Origin of the sequence: Rhodococcus sp. DK176 (genome assembly GCF_038447315.2) — a bacterium.
Classification (GTDB): Bacteria; Actinomycetota; Actinomycetes; order Mycobacteriales; family Mycobacteriaceae; genus Rhodococcus_F; species Rhodococcus_F jostii_A.
In genome coordinates this window covers 7,388,999-7,408,413 of sequence record NZ_CP118321.2, presented here as the reverse complement: position 1 = coordinate 7,408,413, position 19,415 = coordinate 7,388,999, and the positions used below count along the sequence as shown (strand labels likewise).

The 19,415-nt window shown below is 69.4% G+C and carries 18 protein-coding genes; 6 read left to right on the top strand and 12 right to left on the bottom strand.

The genetic code is table 11. The features are described from left to right. Positions 1-40: 40 nt before the first annotated feature. Both PSR88_RS34475 and PSR88_RS34470 read right to left on the bottom strand, forming a co-directional pair. Complete coding sequence (locus PSR88_RS34475) at positions 41-538, bottom strand: LysM peptidoglycan-binding domain-containing protein (protein WP_011598579.1); 498 nt, start codon at positions 536-538, stop codon at positions 41-43. Next, positions 535-666 (bottom strand): hypothetical protein, encoded by a 132-nt coding sequence (locus PSR88_RS34470; protein ID WP_272943383.1) that lies wholly within the window; start codon positions 664-666, stop codon positions 535-537. Before PSR88_RS34470 ends, PSR88_RS34475 begins: the two co-directional genes overlap by 4 nt. A gap of 166 nt (positions 667-832) precedes the next feature. On the opposite strand from PSR88_RS34470, the gene lexA reads away from it, so the two are divergent. Continuing rightward, positions 833-1,564, top strand: a complete 732-nt coding sequence (gene lexA / locus PSR88_RS34465; protein WP_009480043.1) for a transcriptional repressor LexA — start codon at positions 833-835, stop codon at positions 1,562-1,564. 88 nt (positions 1,565-1,652) lie between these two features. Here the strand turns inward: lexA and PSR88_RS34460 are convergent, their stop codons facing one another. The 3 genes from PSR88_RS34460 to ptsP form a co-directional block, all read right to left on the bottom strand. Next, on the bottom strand, positions 1,653-2,795 hold the full coding sequence (locus PSR88_RS34460; RefSeq protein ID WP_011598578.1) for an acyl-CoA dehydrogenase family protein: 1,143 nt from the start codon (positions 2,793-2,795) through the stop codon (positions 1,653-1,655). Between the two features lie 111 nt (positions 2,796-2,906). Beyond that, the gene (locus PSR88_RS34455) at positions 2,907-4,235 is read right to left on the bottom strand and encodes a uracil-xanthine permease family protein (RefSeq protein ID WP_009480041.1); all 1,329 of its coding nucleotides are present in this window, start codon (positions 4,233-4,235) and stop codon (positions 2,907-2,909) included. 70 nt (positions 4,236-4,305) lie between these two features. Then, on the bottom strand, positions 4,306-5,976 hold the full coding sequence (gene ptsP, locus PSR88_RS34450) for a phosphoenolpyruvate--protein phosphotransferase (protein WP_016880130.1): 1,671 nt from the start codon (positions 5,974-5,976) through the stop codon (positions 4,306-4,308). 197 nt (positions 5,977-6,173) lie between these two features. On the opposite strand from ptsP, the gene PSR88_RS34445 reads away from it, so the two are divergent. The 4 genes from PSR88_RS34445 to PSR88_RS34430 are packed head-to-tail and all read left to right on the top strand — an operon-like array spanning position 6,174 to position 10,352. Further along, a complete protein-coding gene (locus tag PSR88_RS34445) occupies positions 6,174-6,941 on the top strand; it encodes a DeoR/GlpR family DNA-binding transcription regulator (RefSeq protein ID WP_029537508.1) in 768 nt (255 codons plus the stop codon). Then, the gene (gene pfkB / locus PSR88_RS34440; RefSeq protein ID WP_011598574.1) at positions 6,938-7,918 is read left to right on the top strand and encodes a 1-phosphofructokinase; all 981 of its coding nucleotides are present in this window, start codon (positions 6,938-6,940) and stop codon (positions 7,916-7,918) included. Before PSR88_RS34445 ends, pfkB begins: the two co-directional genes overlap by 4 nt. 16 nt (positions 7,919-7,934) lie before the next feature. Continuing rightward, the gene (locus PSR88_RS34435; RefSeq protein WP_011598573.1) at positions 7,935-10,037 is read left to right on the top strand and encodes a fructose-specific PTS transporter subunit EIIC; all 2,103 of its coding nucleotides are present in this window, start codon (positions 7,935-7,937) and stop codon (positions 10,035-10,037) included. Between the two features lie 57 nt (positions 10,038-10,094). After that, positions 10,095-10,352 (top strand): HPr family phosphocarrier protein, encoded by a 258-nt coding sequence (locus tag PSR88_RS34430; RefSeq protein WP_005261132.1) that lies wholly within the window; start codon positions 10,095-10,097, stop codon positions 10,350-10,352. 14 nt (positions 10,353-10,366) lie between these two features. Here PSR88_RS34430 and PSR88_RS34425 read toward each other — a convergent pair whose 3' ends face one another. The 7 genes from PSR88_RS34425 to PSR88_RS34395 form a co-directional block, all read right to left on the bottom strand. Then, complete coding sequence (locus PSR88_RS34425; RefSeq protein WP_016880125.1) at positions 10,367-11,689, bottom strand: alpha/beta hydrolase; 1,323 nt, start codon at positions 11,687-11,689, stop codon at positions 10,367-10,369. Positions 11,690-11,757: 68 nt separating this feature from the next. Beyond that, a complete protein-coding gene (locus PSR88_RS34420) occupies positions 11,758-12,873 on the bottom strand; it encodes a hypothetical protein (protein ID WP_016880124.1) in 1,116 nt (371 codons plus the stop codon). Further along, a complete protein-coding gene (gene hflX / locus PSR88_RS34415; protein WP_011598570.1) occupies positions 12,866-14,320 on the bottom strand; it encodes a GTPase HflX in 1,455 nt (484 codons plus the stop codon). Before hflX ends, PSR88_RS34420 begins: the two co-directional genes overlap by 8 nt. A 58-nt stretch (positions 14,321-14,378) precedes the next feature. Further along, entirely contained in the window at positions 14,379-15,248 is an 870-nt protein-coding gene (dapF, locus tag PSR88_RS34410) for a diaminopimelate epimerase (RefSeq protein WP_009480032.1), read from the bottom strand. Positions 15,249-15,332: 84 nt separating this feature from the next. Beyond that, positions 15,333-16,184 carry a TrmH family RNA methyltransferase gene (locus PSR88_RS34405; RefSeq protein ID WP_009480031.1) on the bottom strand — a complete coding sequence of 284 codons (852 nt, stop codon included), beginning with the start codon at positions 16,182-16,184 and terminating at the stop codon, positions 15,333-15,335. Beyond that, positions 16,181-17,110: a tRNA (adenosine(37)-N6)-dimethylallyltransferase MiaA gene (gene miaA / locus PSR88_RS34400; protein ID WP_192815033.1), complete on the bottom strand. Its 930-nt coding sequence runs from the start codon at positions 17,108-17,110 to the stop codon at positions 16,181-16,183. Before miaA ends, PSR88_RS34405 begins: the two co-directional genes overlap by 4 nt. After that, positions 17,107-17,823, bottom strand: a complete 717-nt coding sequence (locus PSR88_RS34395; RefSeq protein ID WP_009480029.1) for a class III extradiol dioxygenase subunit B-like domain-containing protein — start codon at positions 17,821-17,823, stop codon at positions 17,107-17,109. The genes miaA and PSR88_RS34395 overlap by 4 nt, the downstream gene beginning before the upstream one ends. Before the next feature lie 203 nt (positions 17,824-18,026). On the opposite strand from PSR88_RS34395, the gene PSR88_RS34390 reads away from it, so the two are divergent. Then, positions 18,027-19,412 (top strand): DUF349 domain-containing protein, encoded by a 1,386-nt coding sequence (locus PSR88_RS34390; RefSeq protein WP_016880122.1) that lies wholly within the window; start codon positions 18,027-18,029, stop codon positions 19,410-19,412. Positions 19,413-19,415: the final 3 nt, after the last annotated feature.

Below are 19,415 nucleotides of genomic sequence, written 5' to 3'. Positions count from 1 at the left end.
CTCGGCCGCCCGAGGGGACAGTCATGCAGAGCCACCCCCGTCACCGGTCAGAGGACGACGGGACGATCAGACTCTGGCCCGGGTGGAGCGCCGAATTGGACATGGCGTTCAGCTCCATGATTTGCTCGACCACCTGTGCCACCGGCAATTCCGGGGAGATCCGCGCCGCGAGCGCGGCCAGGCTCTCCCCCTGCTGCACCTGCACGACCTCCGTGGCCGCCGAGTTGCTCACACCGTCGGTGGTGGCCAGCTGAGCCACCCCGACGAGCCCGCACAACACACCCGCGGTGATCACGACACTCGCGAGCACCATCCGCCAGCCGACATCGTTCGACCCGCGCGAATGATCGGCGCGGGAGACCCCGGTGTGAGTGGGCCGGTACGCGACGGCGCCGGACGACGGCCGCCGCAGCTCACCGTCGGTGCGACGGCGGCGCGGCTCGGTCCGGTACGACCGTGCGGCCCCGGAACGGACCACACCTCGTTCGAGTGCCTGCCGGTTCAGCACTGCCTGCCGATGGAGAACTGCGTTGCTCATCGGTACCTCCGCTGCTCGTATCCGTTGTCGTCAGATCCGTTGTCGTCAGATCCGTTGTCGTATCCGCTGCCGACCCGGTCGGCGTCCGACCCCTCCGGGCGTTCGATCACGCGTTCGAAAGAACACATGTTCGATTTCTACCACGGCACCCCGACAATGTCTCTACTTCTCGCGACACGTGTCGAACAGATGTTTGAAACTCCGAGGAAAGCGGGATAGATTCGTGTCACGCGGCACAGCAGTCACATGCGACCCATACCGAGAAGATCCACATACAGACGGAGGCACCTCGCCATGAAGGACGACAGCTCGACCGACGGTTCGACTCCACGTGTGAGCGGTGGCTCCGCCGCCGGGTTGACCGACCGGCAGCGCCGTGTCCTCGAGGTGATTCGCACGTCCGTCAACGAGCGCGGTTATCCGCCGAGCATCCGCGAGATCGGCGACGCCGTGGGGCTCACCTCCACGTCCTCCGTCGCTCATCAGCTGCGCACGCTGGAGCGCAAGGGCTTCCTCCGCAGGGATCCCAATCGTCCGCGCGCGGTGGACGTACGCGGCCTCGACGAGGTGGCGGCGGGAGCCGCGGCGAACGCGAGCGCCGCCGTCGGACTGGCCGCGGTCAAGTCCGGTGCCGACGGCGCACCTCTGCCGGAACCCACGTTCGTCCCGGTCCTCGGCCGGATCGCCGCCGGTGGCCCGATCCTCGCCGAGGAAGCAGTCGAGGACGTCTTCCCGCTCCCCCGTGAACTGGTGGGCCAGGGCTCGCTGTTCCTGCTCAAGGTCGTCGGCGAATCGATGATCGATGCCGCGATCTGCGACGGCGACTGGGTGGTGGTCCGTCAGCAGAATGTGGCGGAGAACGGAGACATCGTGGCAGCGATGATCGACGGCGAAGCCACCGTCAAGACGTTCAAGCGCACCGAGAACGAGGTGTGGCTGATGCCGCACAACCCCCTGTTCGATCCGATCCCCGGCAACGATGCGGTCATTCTGGGCAAGGTCGTCACGGTCATGCGCAAGATCTAGTCACTGCCGCGTGGAGACACGAGGAGGCCCCACGGCGACTGCCGTGGGGCCTCCTCGCATCCACCCCGGATACGCAGGTCGCGCCTCGTCAGAGATTGAGGCCGCGACCGATGATTTCCTTCATGATCTCGGTGGTACCGCCGTAGATGGTCTGGACACGGGAATCCATGTACGCCTTGGCAATCGGGTACTCCTTCATGTATCCGTAGCCGCCGTGCAGCTGCAGGCACCGGTCGATCAGCCGGACCTGCGCCTCGGTGGTCCACCACTTGGCCATCGCCGCTTCCTGCACCGACAGCTTCTCGTCGTTGAGCAGTTCGATGAACTTGTCGACGAGCACTCGGACGGCCGTTGCCTCGGTGGCGAGTTCCGCGAGCACGAAGCGGGTGTTCTGGAAGCTGCCGATCGACTTGCCGAACGCCTTCCGGTCGCGGCAGTACTGGATCGTCATGTCGAGTGCCGATTCCATTGCGGCCGCGGCTACCACGGCGATCGACAGCCGCTCCTGGGGAAGGTTCTTCATCAGGTAGAGGAAGCCCATCCCCTCCTCACCGAGAAGGTTGGCGGCGGGAACGCGGACGTCGGTGAAGCTGAGCTCCGCGGTGTCCTGCGCCTTCATCCCGATCTTGTCGAGGTTGCGGCCGCGTTCGAAGCCCGGCATGTCCCGTTCGACGACCAGGAGGCTGAATCCCTGCGCCCCCTTGTCGGGATCGGTACACGCGACGACGATCACGAGGTCGGCGTTGATGCCGTTGGTGATGAAGGTCTTGGAACCGTTGAGGACCCAGTCGTCGCCGTCGCGCACGGCGCGCGTCTTGATGCCCTGCAGATCGCTGCCGGTGCCCGGTTCGGTCATCGCGATGGCCGTGATCAGCTCGCCCGACGCGAAGCCGGGCAGCCAGCGCTGCTTCTGCTCCTCGTTGCTCAGTTCGAGCAGGTACGGCGCGACGACGTCATTGTGCAGGGTGAAGCCGATCCCGCTGTACCCGCCGCGGGTGGTCTCCTCTGTGATTATCGCGTTGTACCGGAAGTCGCGCACACCGCCGCCGCCGAATTCCTCCGGGACGGCCATGCCGAGGAAGCCCTGCTTGCCGGCCTCGACCCACAGGCTGCGGTCGACGATGTTCTGCTCTTCCCACTTGGCGTGGTTCGGCTCGGCATGCTGTGCGAGAAACTTGCGGTACGACTCCCGGAACAGTTCGTGCTCCGGTTCGAACAGGGTGCGCTCCACGCCGACTCCTCGTATCAACTATCTGGGTCCGTCTCGTTCGACGGTAGAGGCGAGGAACTACGTGGTGAATGACCCAGGTGATCGGGATTCGTGACCCATTCGGTCACCGTGTCAGGGCTTGCGGAACCGCGCGAGCGAGCGCATCACCGGGTAGGCGACGAGGATGCCGACCGAACCCCACGCGATGCCACCGAGTTCCACGGACCCGATCGTCAGCGTCAGGTCGCCGATGCCGGCGACGAGCGCCGCAGCGACCACGGTGAGGTTCACGGGGTCGGTGAAGTCCACCTCGGCGTCCATCCAGATGCGCACACCGAGGACGCCGATCAGGCCGTACAGCACGAGGGTGGCGCCGCCGATGACACCGTTGGGCACGGTGAACACGAGGGCACCGAACTTCGGTGAGAACGCGAGAACCACGGCGGTGGCGGCCGCGACCCAGTAGGCGGCGGTGGAGTAGACCCGCGTCGCGGCCATGACTCCGATGTTCTCGGCGTACGTGGTGGTCCCGGAGCCGCCGCCGAATCCGGCAAGGGTGGTGGCCAATCCGTCCGCGACGAGGGCGTCGCCGGCGACGTCGTCGAGCGACCGACCGGTCATGGCCGACACCGCCTTGACGTGGCCGACGTTCTCGGCGACCAGGACGATGACCACGGGCAGGGTCAGCGCGATCACGGACCACTCGAACGTCGGTCCCCGCAATTCGGGCACGCCGAACCAGGCCGCCTCCCGCAGCGCCGTCACCCGCTCCTCGGCGAGTCCGCCGATCACGGCTGCGAACACCCAGCCGACGACGACCCCGACGAGGATGCCGAGACGGCCCAGCAGTCCCGGACCGAGCACGGTCACGAGCAGGATCGCCAGCAGGGTCACCCCGGCGATCAGCGGTTGCGATTCGAACGAATCCACCGCGGTGGGTGCGAGATTGAGCCCGATCAACGCGACCACGGCGCCCGTGACGACCGGCGGCATGACGGCGTCGATGACCCGCGATCCGGCCAGCTTCACCGCGATGCCCACCACGAGCAGCAACAGACCCGCAGCGGCGACACCGCCGAGTTGCGCGGCGGGACCCGAACTCTGCGACGCCGTCAGCGGCGCGATGAATGCGAACGACGATCCGAGATAGCTGGGGATGCGGCCGCGGGTGATGAGCAGGAACAGGGCCGTCCCGATACCCGAGAACAGCAGTGTCGTCGTGACCGGGAACCCGGTGATGGTCGGCACCAGGAGGGTGGCGCCGAACATCGCGATGACGTGCTGCATCCCAATTCCGACCGTGCGCGGCCAGGTGAGGCGCTCGCCGGGAGCGACCACCTCGCCCTCACCGATGCGCCTGCCGTCACCGTGCAGCGCCCACCCGAACGCCCGCGTGGGGGTGGACGGGCCTGCTGAGCCGCCGGCCGGACCGTCGGGGGCGTCGGTTTCTCTTTTCGTCACAGTTCGCCAATAGTAGGCACGATCTGGGAGTTTCGCGCCCTCGGGACCGGATCCCGCAGCACACCCGGGGCTACGCGCCCAGTACCCGGGCCGCCGCGGCGCGCGCCTCCGCGGGATCGCTCGTGGCGAGCACGTCCTCGGCGGCACGACGGCAGTCGTCCAGCGAGACCGATCCCACCTTCGCACCCACACCGGATACAGCGGCACCTGCGCAGGACAGCGACGTGACCCCGAGTCCGATCAGCACGCAGGCGAGCAGCGGGTCGGCGGCCGCCTCGCCGCAGACGCCGACCGGTTTGCCCGCCGCGATGCCCGCCTCGGCCGTGCGGGCGACGAGCGCGAGGACCGCCGGTTGCCAGGGGTCGGTGAGCGATGCCAGGTCGGAGGACATCCGGTCGGCGGCCATCGTGTACTGCGCGAGGTCGTTCGTGCCGATGGACAGGAAGTCGACGTGGCGCAGAAGACGGTCGGCCAGAAGCGCGGCGGCCGGTACCTCGACCATCACGCCGGGCACGAGTCCGCGAGCGCGGACCTCCGCCGCGAAGGATTCGGCCTCGGCGGGCGTCGAGATCATCGGTGCCATCACCCACGGCTGCGACTGCGTCTGCTTCGCCGCGGCGGCGACGGCGTCGAGTTGCCTGCTGAGGATGCCCGGATTCTGTTCGGCGATCCGGATTCCACGGACCCCGAGTGCCGGGTTCGCCTCTTCGGCGTGGTTGGCGAAGCGCAGCGGCTTGTCCGAACCCGCGTCGAGCGTCCGGATCACCACTTTCCGGCCGGCGAACGCGTCGAGCACCTCGCCGTAGATCTCGGCCTGCTCGTCGACACCCGGCTCGGAATCGCGGTCCAGGAAGCACAACTCGGTGCGGAACAGTCCGACGCCCTCGGCGGCGGTCGTGGCTGCCGACCGCGCACCGGCCCCGTCCTGAACATTGGCCAGAATCGACACGGAATGTCCGTCGCTCGTGCGGCCGGGCCCCTCCCACGACTGGATGCGGATCCGTTCGGCGCGGCCGTGTTCCACGGCGGCGCGGGCCTCCACGGGGTCCGGTTCGACGACGAGTTCGCCCGCCGAGCCGTCGAGGAGGACGGGGGTGCCCGCGACGACGGATTCGAGGTCACGCACCGCGACCACACACGGAATGCCCAGCTGCCGAGAGATGATCGCGGTGTGGCTGGTGGGGCCACCGAGGACGGTCACGAGTCCGACGATCAGCTCGGGATCGAGGCCGGCGGTGTCGGCGGGCGCGAGGTCCTGGGCGCACAGGATCGACGGCGTCGAGGGCACGGGGATACCTGGTTCGGACAGACCGAGGAGTTCGGACACCACGCGGTCACGGATGTCGCGCAGGTCGGTCACGCGTTCGGCCATCAGCCCGCCCATCTTGGTGAACAGGGTGGCGAACTGCTCGGTGGCCTCGGCTGCCGCCTCCTCCGCCGGGGTTCCACCGGCGATCAGCTTCTGCGCGGCACCGAGCCAGCCGCGGTCGGCCGCCATCGCCGCGTTCGCCTGCAGCACCTCCGCCGCGGCGCCGGAGACGCTCGCCGCGCGGTCGCGGAGTCGTTGCGACACCACGGCGGCCGCTTCCTCGAAGCGGACCTTCTCCGCGTCGCGCGACACCTCGTCGATCCGGGCCGATCCGGATGCGACCTCCGGCCGCGGAGCCGGCCAGATCACCGGCGCGTAGGCAATGCCCGGTACCACCGGCGTACCTCGCACGATTTCACGGTTTTCGGTCATCGGGTCCTCCTGGCCGGTTCGTTCTGTCTTCGCACAGTCGGAAATGCGAATCGACTATGTGACGGAGATTACTCTCAACTCTTGACATGTCAACACACTCGGGCGTAAAACAACATGACACAACATTTCGTGTGATGCAGACCATAACGGATCACATCACCGAACACTTCATCGACGAGAACAGGAACGAGGTCACGGTGTATCCGGAAGAACGCCAGCAAGCGGTCACCACGCTGATCTCGCAGCGGGGTCGCATGTCGGTCGCGGACCTCTCCGACACGTTCGGCGTCACCACCGAGACCGTGCGCCGTGACCTCGCTCTACTCGAGCGTCTCGGCCACATCCGCCGCGTGCACGGCGGCGCGGTACCTGCGGGGTCCCTCACCGTCACCGAGCCCGGCATGACGGAGCGCGACCACACCCGCGCCGAGCAGAAGGACCGGATCGCCAAGCGCGCCGCCACCTACCTGCCGCCGTCCGGTGGCAGCGTGCTGTTCGACGCGGGAACCACGACGGGGCGCATCATCCCGGAACTCCCGTCCGATCTGGACCTCACCGTGATCACCAACTCCGTGCCGATCGCCGCCCGGCTCGCGGGGCTCAATTCGGTGACGCTCCACATGCTGGGCGGCCGGGTGCGCGGCATCACGCAGGCCGCCGTCGGCGAGGAAGCGCTGCGGATCCTCGACGTCCTCCGCGTCGACGTCGCGTTCATCGGCACCAACGCGCTCAGCGTCGGCCACGGCCTGTCCACACCGGACACCGAGGAGGCTGCGGTCAAGCGCGCGATGGTCCGGTGCGCCAACCACGTCGTCGTGGTCGCCGACTCGTCGAAGGTCGGCCGCGAGCACCTCGTGAGCTTCGCCCCCATCCACAGCGTCGACATCCTCGTCACCGACGCCGACATCAGTTCCGCAGACCGAGCCCACTTCCACGACCAGGGAATCGAGGTGGTGATCGCATGATCGTCACGCTGACCGCCAATCCGAGCATCGACCGCACCGTCAACCTGGTGGGGCGCCTCGAACGAGGAACCGTCCTGCGCGCGGCCGCCACCCACAGCGACCCCGGCGGCAAGGGGGTCAACGTCGCCCGCGCGCTCACCTCGGCCGGTGTCGCCGCTGTCGCCGTACTCCCCGGCAACGAGGGCGATCCCCTGCTCACCGCCCTGTCCGAGCACGGGATCGAACACGTGACCGTGGCAACGTCCGGTCCGGCGCGCACCAACATCACCATCACCGAACCGGACGGCACCACCACCAAGGTCAACGAACCCGGCGTCGCGATGTCGGCCGAATCCCTCGCCGATCTGCAGTCGGAGATCATCGAGCGCGGGTCCAGGGCCGAATGGGTGGTGCTGTCCGGGTCGCTTCCCCCGGGCATTCCCACCGACTGGTACGCCACGCTCGTCGAGGCTTTGCGCTCGGCGCCGTGCAGGGTCGCCGTCGACACGTCGGACGCTCCACTGCTCGCGCTCGCGGACCGGTTCCCCGCGGCCGCTCCCGACCTCGTGAAACCGAACAGCGAGGAGCTCGCGCAGCTCACGGGCGCCGACGGGCAGTTGCTCGAGGAGTCCGCGCTGCGCGGGGACCCGACGGCCACCGCCCATGCCGGCAGGCAACTCGTGGACCGCGGGGTCGAAGCCGTCCTCGCGACGCTCGGCGCCGCGGGTGCGGTTCTCGTGACCGAGGCCGGCGCGTGGTGGGCCACGCCACCACCGATCGTCGCCCGCAGCACGGTCGGCGCCGGCGACTCGTCGCTGGCGGGCTACCTGGCAGCACACATGTCCGGTGCAACGCCCGCCGACTGCCTCCGATCCGCCGTCGCCTACGGCAGCGCGGCGGCAGCCCTCCCCGGCACCACCCTGCCGACCCCCGAACACGTCGACATCGACGCCGTCACTGTCACCGCTCTCAGCTCCCCCGCCCCCGATCCGGCCTGAACAAGAAGGAAACACCATGTCTCACTCGACACCCGACCGCGATTCGGGGCCGCAGATCATCAGCGAAGATCTGATCTCCCTGGACACCGACCTCGGAGCCTCCAAGGAGGACGTGATCTCCGCGCTCTCCCGGCGTCTGGCCGACGCCGGTCGCGCCACCGAGGCGGACGCTCTCCGCGACGCCGCTCTGGCGCGTGAATCACAATCGGCGACAGGACTTCCCGGTGGGATCGCGATCCCCCACTGCCGTTCGGAAGCCGTTGTGGCGGCGTCCCTCGGATTCGCCCGGCTCGCCCCGAAGGTCGACTTCGGCGCCCCCGACGGACCCGCAGATCTGGTGTTCCTCATCGCCGCACCCGAAGGTGCGGGCGCGGAGCACATGAAGCTGCTCTCCTCACTCGCGCGGGCACTGGTGCGCCCCGCCTTCGTCGGCGCGTTGCGTGATGCGAAGACCCCCGCCGAGATCGTCACCCTGGTGAACGACGTCCTGGCACCCGCACCCGCCGCCACACCGGCTGCCGCGGCCCCCGCCGCCGCGGCTGCGGCAGCCCCCGCGGCGGCCGCCGCGGTCCCGGCTCCGAAGCCCGAACCGGTCGCCCCGGAGAAGGAACCCGAGCCCGAAGTGGGACCGAAGCACATCGTCGCGGTCACGGCCTGCCCGACCGGCATCGCCCACACGTACATGGCGGCCGACTCCCTCGTCGCCGCCGGCGAACGCGCGGGGGTCGTCGTCCACGTGGAGACGCAGGGTTCGAGCGGAAGCACACCGCTGGCACCCGGTGTGATCGCTGGCGCATCCGCCGTCATCTTCGCCACCGATGTCGGGGTGAAGGGCAAGGAACGCTTCGCAGGCAAGCCGGTGGTGGCGTCGGGCGTCAAGCGTGCCATCAACGAGCCCGACACCATGATCACCGAGGCACTGCGCGCGGGCATGAACCCGTCCGCGGCCATCGTGGACGCGGGTAGTGCCGGCAGCGCGGCGGACGAGCCGGCCGGATCGATCGGCTGGGGCACCCACCTGCGTCAGGTGCTGCTCACCGGTGTCAGTTACATGATCCCGTTCGTCGCCGCCGGCGGTCTGCTGATCGCCCTCGGCTTCCTGCTCGGCGGGTACGAGATCTCCGGTCCCGCGGAGGACATCGTCCTCAGCAACTCCCTCGGCCAACTCCCCGAGGGTGGCCTGGCGACGTACCTGGGCGCGGTGCTGTTCCAACTGGGTTCGCTGGCGTTCAGCTTCCTCGTGCCCGCTCTGGCCGGCTATATCGCCTTCGCCATCGCCGACCGGCCCGGTCTGGCGCCGGGCTTCACCGCGGGTGCCGTGGCAGTCTTCGTCGGCGCCGGATTCATCGGAGGCCTCGTCGGTGGTCTGATCGCCGGTGTCGTCGCGCTGTGGATCAGCCGGATCCCGGTTCCCCAGTGGTTGCGCGGCCTGATGCCGGTGGTGATCATTCCGCTGTTCGCGACCCTGATTGTCGGCGCCCTCATGTTCCTGGTCCTGGGCCGTCCGCTCGCCTCGATCACGTCGGGCCTGACGAACTGGCTCAACGGTCTGTCCGGCAGCTCCGTCATCTTCCTCGGCATCATCCTCGGCCTGATGATGTGCTTCGACCTCGGTGGCCCGGTGAACAAGGCAGCGTACGCGTTCGCGGTGGCCGGTCTCAACGTCAACGATCCCGCCTCGCTGCGGATCATGGCGGCCGTGATGGCGGCGGGCATGGTCCCGCCGCTGGCGATGGCTCTCGCGTCGACCGTCCTGCGTCCCAGCCTGTTCAGCGAGGCGGAACGCGAGAACGGCAAGGCGGCCTGGTTGCTCGGCTCGGCGTTCATCTCCGAAGGTGCCATACCGTTCGCCGCCGCCGACCCGCTGCGCGTCATTCCCTCGATGATGGCCGGTGGCGCCGTCACCGGCGCCCTGATCATGGCGTTCGACGTCACCCTCAGCGCACCGCACGGCGGAATCTTCGTCTTCTTCGCCATCGGCAACCTGCTGTGGTTCCTGGTGGCGCTGGCCGCCGGTGTCGTCGTCGCCGCACTGTGTGTCGTCGGCGCCAAAGAATTCATCAAGCCCGGCGCGTCCGACGCCGAACTCGACCCCGACGTTGCGACAGTCGCAGCGTAAGAGAAACAGATCGACCCGCTCGACCCGCATCAACCCCACCGACAGAGGAGAGAGTCCATGCCCAGCACCACAGTCGCCGTCGGTTCGTCCATCGGCCTGCACGCCCGTCCTGCCGCCGTCATCGCCGAAGCGGTTGCCGCCGCCGGTGTGCCCGTCACGCTGGCCGTGGCGGACGGCGAACCCGTGGACGCCGGTTCCGCACTGCTCATCATGACGCTCGGCGCCACCAAGGGCACCGACGTCACGGTCACCAGCGACGACGCCGACGCCGTCGAGAAGGTGGCCCAGCTGGTGGCGGCCGACCTCGACGCCTGACCGGTTTCCGGCCGTCAGCCGGTGAGGCCCAGCTGACGGCCGGTCCAGTCCATCTCCCGTTCGAGCGCCGCACCCCAGGTGGCGCCCTCGTGGCCACCGGGGAGCTCGTAGTACCGCACGTTCAGACCGGCCGCCCGCGCGGCAGCGAACATCCGCTGCTGCTGCGGGCGGTATTCGTCGTCCGCCGCCCCGGCGACGAACACCCCGGTCAATTCCGGGAACTGCCGCGTCCTCAGCACGTCGACCGGATTGACCGCCGCGAACGCACGCTCGTCGCCGGCGAACGTCGCCGCGACCGTCCCCGCGTGATCGCCCAGCGAGGGCTCGTCCTGACCGAGGAAGTCGAGAAACGTCGGGTAGATCGCCGGATAGTTCACAGCCAGCTGGATCGAACAGGTTCCCCCGTAGGAGAATCCGCCGATCGCCCACTGCGCAGGATCATGCGACACCTGCAGAGAGTTCTCGATCCACGCGGGGACGTCACGGGCCACGTAGGTGGCGGCGTTGCCCAGCGCCGAATCCAGGCAGAGCGGATTCGCGTCCTGCGCCCCCAGTGCGTCGACCACCACGACGACCGGCGCGAGGCCGTCGTGCCGCGCGGCATACGCATCCACCGTGGACCCCAGTCGTCCGCTGCTGAACCAGTCCTGCGGGCGCCCGGGCTGTCCAGCGATCATGACCATGACGGGGAGCACGGCGCGGGGTGACGTCAGGTATGCCGGCGGCAGATACAGCACCGCCGGCCGGGCCGGGAATCCGGATACGGTGCCCGGGATCTCCACTTCCGTCACCACACCGGAGCCGGGTGTGCGCACCGGACGCGTCCACACCGAGTCCATCGGGGTCCCTGCCTGCACGGCGCTCTCGAACCCGGGGACGTCACCGAACGACACCGGCTCGACGACCGTCGGCGCGCGGTGTCCCACCAGCGAACCGACGGTCGGGAAGACGCCGACCTCCGCATTGACCTGCCCCACCGCCGCGGCCGCGACCACGGCACCTGCCGTCCCGACCGCCGCGGCGCACCGGACACCGGGTTTGCGGAGCAGGATGGTGGCTGCGAGTACGAGGGTGCCGACGGCGAGCCAGATCCACGCGTAGCCCGCCGGCGGTATCTGATTGGGAAGCGGCCGGTACCGCGCCCACACGGCTGCCCCGATCACCACGGTCACGGGCACCGCGACCGCGGCGGCGCGGAGGATGGGTGCCCGGGCGAAACGCGACGCCGCGAGCATCACGACGACGCCCGCCACCACGGCGACAGTCGATACGATCTGGGCGCGACCGTGCTCGAGCGACAGGTGGGCGATACGCGACAACAACTCGTGGGCGTGCACCCCGCCAGTATTCACAACGCGTCGGCCACCGAAAGAATCAGGCTCGCAACATTTCCCGCAAAACAGACCTATCGGGCACGGCGGCGGATCAGGAATCCGGCGACGACCACGAGCACGACCGCGCCGCCGGCGATGCCGAGTCCCCACACCGTTCCCGGCGACTGCGCCGACGCCTCGTCGGCGGCTGTCTGCGCGCGGGCCTGCTCCTGCACCCTCGACACCGCCCCGGGCAACGTCTGAATCGGCGGAACGGGCCCCTCCCGCGCCTCGGAGGCGATCAGCAGGTCGCCGTTCTCGGTGAACGCGATCGACTCCCCCTGCGGCTGCTGCGGCACGTGTGCGCGCCCCACGGGCCCCGCGGCGAACGCGGCGGCCAGGTCGCCGTCCGGGGCCGAGAACAGGAACACGTCGGAGTAGCTGCGGACGGCGGCCACGGTTCCGTCGGCGGACACGGCGCCGCCGGTGAACATCGTCGAGTGCAGGGCCGGGGCCGTGGTGCCGCTCCCGGTGGTGGCGTCGTCGGCGCCGTTCGTCTCCGCGACGTCCAGCGTCCCCACCTTCTCGAGCGGGGTCGGGCCGGGGCTCGCGAGGTCACCCACGACGGCACCCCCCGCAGGCCGGTACACGCCGCCCGCCCCGACCACTTCCTTCGTGACGATCAGCGGGGTGCCGTCGCGCTGGACGAGAACGGTCTCCGCGTCGTGCGGGCCGTCCGGATACGTCAGCCGATGCAGTTCTCCCGCACCGGTGTCGCGGTCCATCGCGATCAGTGCCACCGTGTCGCGGCGGCGTCCGTTGTCGCCGGTGTCAGCGAGCCACAGCCGGCCGTCGGGGCCGGACGCCATGTCCTCGACGTCGTACGGATCGACCGGCAGCGGAAGCCACCGCTGCACGGCGCAGTTCCCGTCCATCACCGCGACCGCGCGATCGGAACCGCTGTCACCGACCGCGTAGAGCAGTCCCCCCGCCGACACGAGCCCCGACAGCTCTTCCAGCGAGGCCTCGTCAGGGGTTCCGGCGGCCGAATCGTCGGGAGTGCAGAGCGGACCGAACTCCGACGCGTCGACTGCCGTCTGATCGCGGAAGAACGGCTCGGCCGATCCGGCGCCCGCCGCCGCGAGCGGTGTGCACGCAGCGAGGACTGTAACCGCGACACGGAGCGACCACCGTGAGCGGTCAGGCACTGCCGTTGTACTGAACCAGTGCCGACGCCAGCGCCTCGGGCACCCGCGCGTGGACGCGCGTGCCGTCCTCCTCGTGGGACGAGTCGAGGATCTGTCCGTCCGAGTGGATCCGCGCCATCAGATCTCCCCGGTTGTACGGGAGGAGCACGCTGACCTCGATCTCCGGGCGGATCAGGACGTCGCTGAGATGCGCGCGCAACTCGGCGATGCCTTCCCCGGTCCGGGCGGAGACGAATGACGCGCCGGGCAGCAGGCCGCGCAACTGGGTCAACGTGACCGGGTCGGCCGCGTCGATCTTGTTCACCACGATGAGCTCCGGCGGCGCTGCGGCGTCGTTCTCCCGGATAACCTCGGTGATCACCTCGTGGACGGCCCTGATCTGATCCGTGGGCAGCGGATCGGAGCCGTCGACGACGTGCAGCAGCAGATCCGCGTCCGTGACTTCCTCCAGCGTCGAGCGGAACGCCTCGATCAGCTGCGTCGGCAGGTGCCGCACGAACCCGACGGTGTCGGTGAGGACGTACTCGCGGCCGTCGTCCAGCGCCGCCCGCCGGGTGGTGGGATCCAAGGTGGCGAACAGCGCGTTCTGCACCAGCACCCCGGACCCGGTCAGCGCGTTGAGCAGGCTCGACTTGCCGGCGTTGGTGTAGCCGACGATCGCGATGGACGGGGTCTCGCTGCGCAGTCGCCTGGTGCGTTTGGTGTCGCGGGCGGCCTTCATGCCCTTGATCTCGCGGCGCAGCTTCGCCATCCGCTCCCGGATTCGCCGGCGGTCCGTCTCGATCTTGGTCTCACCGGGACCACGCAGACCCACGCCGCCGTTGCTGCCGGCGCGACCACCCGCCTGCCGGGACATCGATTCACCCCAGCCACGCAGTCGGGGCAGCATGTATTCCATCTGGGCCAGCGCCACCTGCGCCTTGCCCTCCCTGGACGTCGCATGCTGAGCGAAGATGTCGAGGATGAGGGCCGTCCGGTCGATGACCTTGACCTTGACGACCTTCTCCAGCGCGGTCAGCTGGGCGGGAGTCAGTTCACCGTCACAGATGACGGTGTCGGCGCCGGTCGAGAGGACGACCTCACGGAGTTCCTCGGCCTTACCGGAACCGATGTAGGTGGCAGCGTCGGGTTTGTCCCGCCGCTGGACGAGGCCCTCGAGGACCTCGGACCCGGCGGTCTCGGCCAGAGCCGCGAGCTCGGCCATGCTGGATTCGGCTTGTGCCGCGGTACCCTGCGTCCAGACACCGACGAGCACCACGCGTTCGAGGCGCAGCTGTCGGTATTCGACCTCGGTGACGTCTGTGAGCTCGGTGGAGAGCCCGGCAACTCGGCGCAGCGCGCTGCGGTCCTCGAGTTGCATCTCGCCGACCGAAGGGCGCCCGTCGTCGTAGGCGAACTCAGTGGAGTCGGAGATCGGCGATTCTTCTGTGCGATGTGTTTTCGTCATACACCCTCATGATCCCACGGAATGTCGAGGGAGCGCACGTGCATTTCGCGCAGGGCGATCAGGCGAGGCCGTTCCACCAGCCGTCGTCGAGGGTTCCGGACGCCACCAGGACGGACGGTCCGCGCAACGTCGCCCGGCCGCCGGACACCGCCACAGTGACCTGACCACCAGGAATACGGACGTTCACCTCACCGGAGTCGGCACCGTCGAAGCGCAGCGCGGCGGTGGCCGCGGCCACCGTGCCGGTGCCGCACGACCGGGTTTCGCCGACCCCGCGCTCGTGCACCCGCATGTCCACGGCACCGGAATCGATGCGGGTGAGGATCTCCACGTTGACGCCGTGCGGGAAGAAGCCGGGGTCGAACCCGGGTGCGGCCGTCAGGTCGAGGGCCGACAGGGACGCCGCCGTGAGGTGCGCATCGACACACGCCAGGTGCGGGTTGCCGACGTCGATGCCGATCCCGTTGAAGACCTTGCCGTCGATGGTCGCGGCACTGGTTCCCAGATCCCGCACCACACCCATGTCGACAGTGACCTCACCGAAGGCGCCGTCGGCCGAGTGCACGATTACCGGTTTGCCACCGGCCCGGCTGCCGACCACGAACTCGTCGCGGGACTCGAGCCCTGCCGCCCGGAGGTAGTGGGCGAAGACGCGGACGCCGTTGCCGCACATCTCCGCGATCGATCCGTCGGCGTTGCGGTAGTCCATGAACCAGTCGTCCTCCGACGTGCCGTCGGGGAGTTCGGCGAGCACACCGGCGCCGGCCAGCGCACCGGCCTTCGCGACGCGCAGGATTCCGTCGGCGCCGAGCCCACGCCTGCGATCGCACAGCGCCGCCACCCGCGGAGCGGACAGGTCGATGCGGACATCGGGATCCGGGAGGACCACGAAGTCGTTCTCGGTGCCGTGTCCCTTGCTGAAATCCATGCGCACCACTCTAACCAACGGTCGAGCGGGTGCTGTTCATCTTCACTGCCGCGGTGCGGTTCATCTATGCTGCCGCGGTGCGGTTCATCTACGCTGCCGGGCGATTTCGTAGAGGGCGACGGCGCCGGCGGAGGGGGCGCCGAGGGAACTCGCGGCACCCCCGATCGGGATGTTGACCACCGTGTCGCAGCCGTCGCGCCACGCGGCGCTCATCCCGCGGGTCTCGTTGCCGATCACGAGCACGGTGCCGCCGCCGAAGTCGTGGGCGTCGATGGTGACGGAGCCGGTCTCGTCGGTGCCGACGATGTGCAGGTCGGTTCCGGACGCACGCCGGGCGTCGCGGAAGGCGAGGATCTCGTCGACGGACGAGACCGTGACGACGGGCATCGCGAAGAGGGATCCGGTGGAGGCGCGGACACTACGGGGGTCGAACGGATCTGCGCCGTGGCCGACGACGACGACCGCGTCGGCGCCGAACGCGTTGGCGGAACGGACGAGGGTGCCCAGATTTCCGGGTGAGGCTGGCCGGTCGAACACGACGATCAGGGGGACGGACTGCAGTCGCAGGTCCTTCAGTCGCGGGGTTCGTGTCTTCGCAATGGCGATCAGTTCCGGCGCGGTGGTGGTGGTCTTCTCGCCCAGTTCGGCCATCAGTTCGGCACTGACACCGATCTGTTCGACGGACCGGGTCTCGAGCAGTTCCCGCGCCCAGTCGGACAGTGGCGGGCCGTCGATGCGGTGCAGCAGCGATTCGATCGGCCAGTCGTGTTCCAGCGCCAGGTTGAGGGGGCGGACGCCCTGGATCAGGAAGCGTCCCGCCTTCGTTCGCTTGGCGCGGTTGGTGAGGTAGGACTGCCACTGCTGAAAGCGGGCGTTGCGGGTGGTCACCAGCAGGGACGGGGCCGGACGGTTGCGTCCGGACGGTGCGCGGCTCATCGTTCTCCCATTCTTCGGGTCTCGCCGAGGGTGCGGATCGTGGTGTCCGCGAGGTCGGGGTCACTTCCGTCGACCCAGTGGATGCGGGTGTCGCGGCGGAACCACGACCGTTGCCTACGCACGTAGCGCCGGGTGCCGATGAACGTGCGTTCCTGCGCCTCGTCGAGGTCGTATTCGCCGTCGAGCCACGCGAGGACCTGCGCGTAGCCGATGGCCCGGGGGGCGGTGACGCCCTCGCGCAGTCCCACGTCGATGAGCCCGCGCACCTCGTCGACGAGCCCGCGTTCGAACATGAGTCGGGTGCGGAGCCGGATCCGGTCGTCGAGTTCGGCGGTGTCCCGGTCGACACCGACGATGTGTGTGCCCCAGCGCGGTTCGCCGATGCGAGGGGCCGACGCCGCGAACGGCTTCCCGGTGATCTCGACGACTTCGAGAGCACGGACCAGGCGTCTGCCGTCGGTGGGGAGGATCGACGCCGCGGCCTCGGGGTCCACCCGGCCGAGTTCGGCGTGGACGGCCGCGGCGCCCTTCTCGGCGAGGACGGCTTCCCAGCGCGCCCGCACCGACGCATCGGTGGCGGGGAAACTCCACTCGTCGAGCAGCGACTGCACGTACATCATCGATCCGCCGACGATGACCGGCACGGCGCCGCGCGCGGCGATCCCCTCCACATCGCGGACCGCCGCCTGCTGATAGTTCGCGACGGTGGCCGTCTCCGTCACGTCGAGCACGTCGAGCTGGTGGTGCGGGATTCCGCGGCGCTCGGCCGGGGCGAGTTTGGCGGTGCCGATGTCCATGCCCCGGTACAGCTGCATCGCGTCGATGTTGACGATTTCGCCGCCGAGACGTTCGGCCAGGTCCAGTGCGAGATCCGACTTTCCGGTGGCGGTCGGTCCGACGACGGCGATCGGCACGGGTGACGTCACGGACGCCACTCCCCCACGTGGTAGCCGACTCCGTAGGGTGCTGCGCTGTACAGCGTCCGGCAGGATGCGGGCGGCGCGTCGAACACGCCGGCGAGCACCTGCCACGGGACGCGCCCGCAGATGCCGAGGGACTCGCACTCCGTGGGTTCGAGGGCCAGCAGCGCGTCGCGGTCGCCGGTGTCGAGCGCCGCGTCGATCCTGGCCTGCACGCCTTCCGCGCGCGGGTCGAACGCGCCCGGCGCCTTCGCCGTGAGGGTGTTCGCCCCGTCCGCGACGATCACCAGCCCCCGCGGCTCCGGGTCCCGGTCGAGAAGCGTGCGCAGTTCCGCGCCGTAGGCGGCGCACTGCTCCGGGGACAGGTCGGCGGCGAGGATCCGCGCGTCGACGACGGCGTCCGGCGCGCATGTCCCCCGGATCCACCCGGCCGTCAGCGCCGCGAGCGGCAGGTCGGGGTCGGGATCGCCTGCCGGACCGGGCCGCAGCGCGATCCGCACGTCGACGCCGTAGCCGCGGTAAGTGCCCTGGGCGTCGGGCCGCACCTCCACCGCGGCGGGTGCCGCTCCGACCGCCACCCACTCGGTGGCGAGCGCGGACAACGCCTTCGCCGCTGTCTGGACCGCGTCCCGCAACGGCGCCGTCTCCGCAGCGGCCGCCCCGGTCAGTTCGGGTACCAGTAGCGGTGGGGACGGCACGAGGATTGCGGCGGTGAACACACAGTCACGCTAGTCGACCGTCCGAGCGGACCCGACATCCGATTCGGGTGCTGCCGTCAATCGGTATCAACGCGGACCGTCCGACCTGATTCAATAGTCCACAGGGCCCGTACCGGGTTGAATGGAGCCAGCACCCGTCCCGGGTCGTATGGAGCCAGTATTGCGTTCAGGCAGCCGTGACGCGCGGCAGAGATGAGGAACCGATGACCGACAGCAGCGACGCGAAGCCCGCCGTGGAGCCTGCCGCTCAGCAGCAGAACACACCGAAGTCCAGCGTCCCGAAGCCCGGTGCCGCCGCGAAACCGGGTGCACCCAAGCCCCACCCGACACCGACACACGCCCTCTCCGCCCCCGCCGTCGCCGCCCCCGCCCACAGCGACCCGAGCAAGTTCGGCCGCGTGGACGACGACGGCACCGCCTGGGTGAAGACCGCGGACGGCGAACGGCAGATCGGGTCGTGGCAGGCCGGAGACGCGGCGGAAGGTCTGGCGCACTTCGGTCGGCGCTTCGACGATCTGGCAACGGAAGTGGCACTCCTCGAGGCCCGGCTCAGCTCCGGCGCGGGCGACGCGAAGAAGACCAAGGCGGCAGCGCTCGCGCTCGCCGAATCCCTCCCGACCGCGGCGGTGATCGGTGACATCGATTCACTCGCGGCGCGGCTCGACGTCATCATCGCCGGATCCGACGAGGCTGCGGCCCACGCCAAGCACGAGAAGGAACTGTCGCGGCAGGCTCACACCGAACGCAAGGAAGCACTGGCCGCCGAGGCGGAACAGATCGGTGCCGAATCCACGCAGTGGAAGGCCGCCGGTGACCGGTTGCGCGAGATCCTGGACGAGTGGAAGACGATCCGCGGGATCGACAGGAAGGTCGACGACGCCCTGTGGAAGCGGTACTCGAAGGCGCGGGAGGCGTTCAACCGTCGCCGCGGCGCCCATTTCGCCGAACTCGATCGCGAGCGCGCCGCCGCCAAGACCAAGAAGGAAGAGCTCGTCACCCGGGCCGAGGCGCTGTCCGACTCCACCGACTGGGGCCCCACGGCCGGAGCTTTCCGTGACCTGCTCGCCGAGTGGAAGGCCGCCGGCCGCGCACCGCGGGAAGCCGACGACAACCTGTGGAAGCGCTTCAAGGGCGCTCAGGACGTGTTCTTCGCCGCCCGCAACGCCGCGTCCTCCGAACGCGACGCCGAGTTCGAGGAGAACGCGGTCGCCAAGGAAGAGTTGCTGAAGAACGCCGGCCACATCGATCCGGCCAAGGACATCGACGCGGCGAGGGCCGCACTCCGCGACCTGCAGGAGAAGTGGGACGCCATCGGGAAGGTGCCGCGTGAGCGGATGCACGACCTCGAGGGCAAGCTGCGGGCCATCGAGAAGCGTGTCCGCGACGCCGCCGACGAGGAATGGCGCCGCACCGACCCGGAGGCCCTCGCCCGGGCCGCGCAGTTCCGTGAGCGGGTCACGCAGTTCGAGGAGCAGGCCGCCAAGGCCACCGCGGCGGGCAAGACGAAGGACGCCGAGAGCGCCCTCGCTCAGGCCCAGCAGTGGCGCGAATGGGCCGAGGCGGCCGAGGGCGCCGTCAGCGGCCAGTAGGTC

Excerpts from the sequence above, each read along its gene's own strand:
- PSR88_RS34475 (WP_011598579.1), bottom strand. The coding sequence starts at position 538 with ATGAGCAACGCAGTTCTCCATCGGCAGGCAGTGCTGAACCGGCAGGCA.
- PSR88_RS34470 (WP_272943383.1), bottom strand. The coding sequence starts at position 666 with ATGTGTTCTTTCGAACGCGTGATCGAACGCCCGGAGGGGTCGGACGCC.
- lexA (WP_009480043.1), top strand. The coding sequence starts at position 833 with ATGAAGGACGACAGCTCGACCGACGGTTCGACTCCACGTGTGAGCGGT.
- ptsP (WP_016880130.1), bottom strand. The coding sequence starts at position 5,976 with ATGACCGAAAACCGTGAAATCGTGCGAGGTACGCCGGTGGTACCGGGC.
- pfkB (WP_011598574.1), top strand. The coding sequence starts at position 6,938 with ATGATCGTCACGCTGACCGCCAATCCGAGCATCGACCGCACCGTCAAC.
- PSR88_RS34435 (WP_011598573.1), top strand. The coding sequence starts at position 7,935 with ATGTCTCACTCGACACCCGACCGCGATTCGGGGCCGCAGATCATCAGC.
- PSR88_RS34430 (WP_005261132.1), top strand. The coding sequence starts at position 10,095 with ATGCCCAGCACCACAGTCGCCGTCGGTTCGTCCATCGGCCTGCACGCC.
- hflX (WP_011598570.1), bottom strand. The coding sequence starts at position 14,320 with ATGACGAAAACACATCGCACAGAAGAATCGCCGATCTCCGACTCCACT.
- dapF (WP_009480032.1), bottom strand. The coding sequence starts at position 15,248 with ATGGATTTCAGCAAGGGACACGGCACCGAGAACGACTTCGTGGTCCTC.
- PSR88_RS34405 (WP_009480031.1), bottom strand. The coding sequence starts at position 16,184 with ATGAGCCGCGCACCGTCCGGACGCAACCGTCCGGCCCCGTCCCTGCTG.
- PSR88_RS34390 (WP_016880122.1), top strand. The coding sequence starts at position 18,027 with ATGACCGACAGCAGCGACGCGAAGCCCGCCGTGGAGCCTGCCGCTCAG.